The sequence below is a fragment of the Streptomyces sp. NPDC000880 genome (assembly GCF_053599675.1).
Map to the genome: position 1 here is coordinate 1 of NZ_JBSFMS010000220.1, position 4,739 is coordinate 4,739.

The window sequence follows — 4,739 nt, forward strand, 5'->3', positions numbered from 1 at the left end:
ATCATCACCACCGACGCCCGCCATCGCGCGGACGCCAAGAGCGCCCTGATCACACTGGTCGAACACGCACTGATGGCGCGCCTGCGGTAGCCGGTCGAATGGGCTGTCAAGTGGACGTCGACGTACGGCAGTTGTCGTAGTTGCGAGGAGGCGGGCTGTGTCCTTTGACACGGTCCGCCTCCGTGTTCATAACGTTTCGACAGAGAATTACCTGACCTCGGACACCCGGTGCATACGAGTAGTACCACTGCGCTCACATCAACTCTGCAATTTGATGGAGCTCGCACCCTTATGTCTCTTTTATCTGAGGCCCGCACCACTCGGAATGGCTGATTCCAACTGTTTGGAAGGGGGCCGCTCGACATGCTGGAATTCGGCGAACTCCCTAGTAGTAGAGCTCTGAACGAAACACGGCACAGCGTAGGTGCCGACGCCGAGAGGTTGTTGGTCGAGTGAGGCGAAGCATGACGAGCTCCGCAGAGCAGCAGGCGCGGGGCAACTTCACCCCGCCGCCGCGCACAGCGGCGTCGCCTGCGGATGCGCCCGGTCCGCCCCCGACCGCCGGAAGCTCCAGCCGGCTGTCCCCACGCAACTGGCGGGTGCCCACCCGCCTGAACGCAATCCTTCTCATCCCCGTGCTCGTCGGTCTGGTGATGGGCGGCTTCCAGGTCAAGTCCTCCATCGACACCTGGAACGAGGCGCAGGACGCCGAGAAGACGGCGCTGATCGTGCGCGCCGCCTCGGAGTACGGCCAGGCCCTGCTCAACGAGCGTGACCTCACAGCCGCGACCCTGCTCACCGCCACCAGCGAGGCAGACCGCCAGAAGCCGGTCGTCACCAAGGCGTACGAGACCACGGACGCCGCGAAGAAGAAGTTCGACCAGGCGATCCAGGACATGCCCGCCGGGCAGGGCCTGGATCGCCGTCTGAGCCTCTTCCGCGCGGAGGAGCCGACGCTCGCCAAGCTCCGCCTGGCCGCGTACACCAAGGCCCTCGACCCGGTGAGAACCGAAGAGGGCTACGTCAAGGTCCAGCACTCGCTGATGGAGTTCTCCAACGAGCTCGGCCTCGGCACCGGCAACATCACCAGCTACGGCCGTACGGTCTACGCGATCCAGCTGGCCAAGGCCGCCGCGTCGCTCCAGCGCTCCATCGGCATGCACCTGCTGATCCGCCCCAGCTCGGACGACACCGTCCGCGCCCAGCAGACCGTGGCGTTCAACTCGTACAACTACCTCGAGCAGATCGCGATTGGCGAGTACGTCTCCGGCGGCACCCAGGCCGACACGGACAAGCTGAAGCAGATCATGGCGGGCAAGGCCGCCGCGGGCGAGAAGCAGCTCAAAGCCCTGGGCCTCAACCCCCCGCGGGACGAGAGCGGCCAGGTCCTGGCCGGCATGGCCGGCAAGATCGGCGAGGGGCTGAGCCCCGAGGAGCTGAAGCAGCTCGACGTCACGCCCGAGACCTGGATGGGCGCGGCCACCGCCAAGTTCGACGGCTACACCGAGATCGAGAACGAACTCGTCGACAAGGCCGTGACCGAGGCCGCGAAGATCTCCGACAACGCCAAGACCGACGCCATCACCAACGGCGCCATCGTCGTCATCGCCCTGCTCACCGCCTTCATCCTGGCCGGCCTCATGGCCCGCCAGATGAGCCGCTCGATGCGCCAGCTGCGCACCGCCGCCTTCGGCATCGCCGAGCAGCGCCTGCCGATGCTGGTCGACCAGCTCTCGCGTACGGAGCCGGGCCGCGTCGACACCCGGGTGCAGCCGATCCCGATCGACAGCCAGGATGAGATCGGCGAAGTCGCCCGCGCCTTCGACCAGGTCCACCGCGAGGCCGTTCGGCTCGCCGCCGAGCAGGCCATGCTCCGTGGCAACGTCAACGCGATCTTCACCAACCTGTCACGCCGCAACCAGTCGCTGATCGAGGGCCAGCTGACCCTGATCACCGACCTGGAGAACAACGAGGCCGACCCGGACCAGCTGGAGAACCTCTTCAAGCTGGACCACTTGGCGACCCGTATGCGCCGCAACGGAGAGAACCTCCTGGTCCTCGCCGGCGAGGAGCCGGGACGCCGCTGGAACCAGCCGGTGCCGCTGGTCGACGTGCTGCGTGCCGCCTCCTCCGAGGTGGAGTCGTACGAGCGCATCGAGCTGACCGGCGTCCCGGAGACGGACATCCACGGCCAGGCCGTGACCGACCTTGTGCACCTGCTGGCCGAGCTGCTGGAGAACGCCACCACGTTCTCCTCGCCGCAGACCAAGGTGCGCGTCACCGCGACCCGTCTGCCCGACGGCCGCGTGATGATCGAGATCCACGACAAGGGTATCGGCCTGACCGCCGAGGATTTCGCGGACATCAACCACAAGCTGGCCAACCCGCCGACGGTGGACGCCGCCGTCTCACAGCGCATGGGCCTGTTCGTGGTCGGCCGCCTTGCCGACCGGCACGGCATCCGCGTCCAGCTGCGCCCCTCCGGCGAGCAGGCCGGCACCACCTCGCTGGTCATGCTGCCCGACGCCATCACCCACGGTGGCGGTGGCGGGCCGATGCGCGAGGACGACTTCACGGTCTCCCAGATCATTCCGGAGCAGCAGGTTTTCGAGCCTGCTGCTCCGGTCCAGAGTGCCCCGATGCGCACCGCCGCGGAGCTCGGCTTCGACGACTCCCGCTACGAGGACTCTGAGAAGCTCGACCCGGTGGGCCGCTCGCTGATGCGCGAGGAGCGCCGTGCGGCGCTGGAGGCACAGGCTCAGGATGACGAGCGGCCGCTCTACCGGGACGAGACGCAGTACCCGCAGGAGCAGCAGCAGTACGGCCAGGAGTACGCGCAGGACTACGCCCAGGAGCAGCCGCAGGCGTACGGCGGATACCAGCCGCAGGGCGGATACCAGGGGCCCCAGGAGCACCACGAATCCACATATGCGGAAGCCACTTACCAGGCTTCGCAGACGCCGGAGCCACAGTACGACGGGCAGTTCGACACCCGGTCCCACCAGGCAGACTGGCAGGAACAAGGTACGTACCAGAGTGCGTACGAGCCGGAGTACCGGACCGATTCGGAATCTTCCCCCGGCGCTCCCGCGAACGCCCCGGAGCGCGTAGGCTTCGACCGTCCGGGCCCCTCTCCGAGCAGCAGCCACGCGCTGACCGACGCCGGTCTGCCGCGGCGCGGCGGCACCCAGCAGCAGTGGCAGCCCGCGGAGCAGGTCCAGCAAGCTCCGCAGAGCGGTCAGGCCGAGGCGTCCGGCAGCAACGGCGCCGGCTCCGAGGACTGGCGCTCGACCAACGACGAGCGCTGGCAGCGGGCGGAGAAGCTCCGCGAGCCGAAGGCGGGAGGGGTCACCCCCTCCGGTCTTCCACGGCGAGTGCCCAAGGCGAACCTCGTCGAGGGCACCGCGGAGCAGACGCCGCAGGGCGGCCCCCAGGTCTCCCGTGCCCCGGAGGACGTACGTGGCAGGTTGAGCAACCTGCGGCGCGGCGTCCAGCAGGGACGCAGCGCGGGAACGGACACGAACGGACCGGGCTTCGGCTCGGGCAGTACCTACAACCAGGAGCGTTAGTGTGAGCCCGATGAGCCAGGCGGCGCAGAATCTGAACTGGTTGATCACCAACTTCGTGGACAACACCCCTGGGGTGTCCCACACGGTGGTGGTCTCCGCCGACGGACTCCTGCTGGCGATGTCCGAGGGTTTTCCGCGGGACCGAGCCGATCAACTGGCGGCGGTCGCCTCCGGTCTGACCTCGCTGACCGCGGGGGCGTCCCGGATCTTCGAGGGCGGCGCGGTCAACCAGACGGTGGTGGAGATGGATCGGGGCTTCCTCTTCCTCATGTCCATCTCGGACGGTTCCTCGCTTGCCGTGCTCGCACACCCGGAGGCCGACATCGGCCTGGTGGGTTACGAGATGGCTCTGCTGGTGGACCGTGCGGGCAGCGTGTTGACGCCGGATCTCCGTGCGGAGCTCCAGGGAAGTCTTCTCAACTAGCAGACAGCAGTGCGTTTCACGCCACCGCACCATAGGGTGCGGTGGCGCGGCTCCACAGGGACATGGACCGGCGACCGGCAGTCGGAGGAGGAAACGTGGCAACACCCCCGGGCGGACGCCCTTATGACGGTGCTCACCAATCGCCGGGTGATCACTCTCAGAACCGCTTCAACTTCCCCTCCGCGCCAAGCAGACAGGCCCAGCAGCCCTACCAGCAGTCGCCGTACGACTCCCCCTCGTACGACCAGCCGCAGCAGCCCCGGGTCCAGCCGGTGCAGCGGCGGGCGCCGGAGCCCGCACCCGCTACGGGCACGCACAACCCGTTGGTGCGCCCGTACGCCATGACCGGCGGCCGGACCCGGCCGCGCTACCAGCTCGCCATCGAGGCACTGGTCAGTACCACGGCCGATCCGTCAAGGCTGCAAGGGCAGTTGCCCGAGCACCAGCGGATCTGCCGGCTGTGCTTCGAGATCAAGTCGGTCGCCGAGATCTCGGCACTTCTCACCATCCCCCTCGGCGTTGCCCGGATCCTCGTAGCCGACCTGGCGGAGGCCGGACTTGTCGCCATCCACCAGCCCGGCGGCGACGAGTCCGCCGGCGGCCAGCCAGACGTGACACTGCTCGAAAGGGTGCTCAGTGGACTTCGCAAGCTCTAGCGGCGGTGCAGCCCGCTCAACCACCAGCGCGAAGATCGTGGTGGCGGGCGGCTTCGGCGTGGGCAAGACCACGTTCGTCGGCGCCGTCTC

3 protein-coding genes and 2 pseudogenes are annotated in these 4,739 nt (G+C 68.0%); all 5 read left to right on the forward strand.

The features are described from left to right. A pseudogene (locus ACWDO5_RS35215) lies at positions 1 to 90 on the forward strand (ATP-binding protein); the annotation flags it as partial. A 362-nt stretch (positions 91 to 452) separates the two neighbouring features. Then, a complete protein-coding gene (locus tag ACWDO5_RS35220) occupies positions 453 to 3,569 on the forward strand; it encodes a nitrate- and nitrite sensing domain-containing protein (RefSeq protein ID WP_450534606.1) in 3,117 nt (1,038 codons plus the stop codon). Between the two features lie 10 nt (positions 3,570 to 3,579). Further along, complete coding sequence (locus ACWDO5_RS35225) at positions 3,580 to 3,993, forward strand: roadblock/LC7 domain-containing protein (RefSeq protein ID WP_307665799.1); 414 nt, start codon at positions 3,580 to 3,582, stop codon at positions 3,991 to 3,993. Positions 3,994 to 4,088: 95 nt separating this feature from the next. After that, positions 4,089 to 4,649, forward strand: coding sequence for a DUF742 domain-containing protein (locus ACWDO5_RS35230; RefSeq protein WP_450534607.1), 561 nt, complete (start codon positions 4,089 to 4,091; stop codon positions 4,647 to 4,649). Next, a pseudogene (locus tag ACWDO5_RS35235) lies at positions 4,630 to 4,739 on the forward strand (ATP/GTP-binding protein); the annotation flags it as partial. The gene ACWDO5_RS35230 and the pseudogene ACWDO5_RS35235, both read left to right, overlap by 20 nt.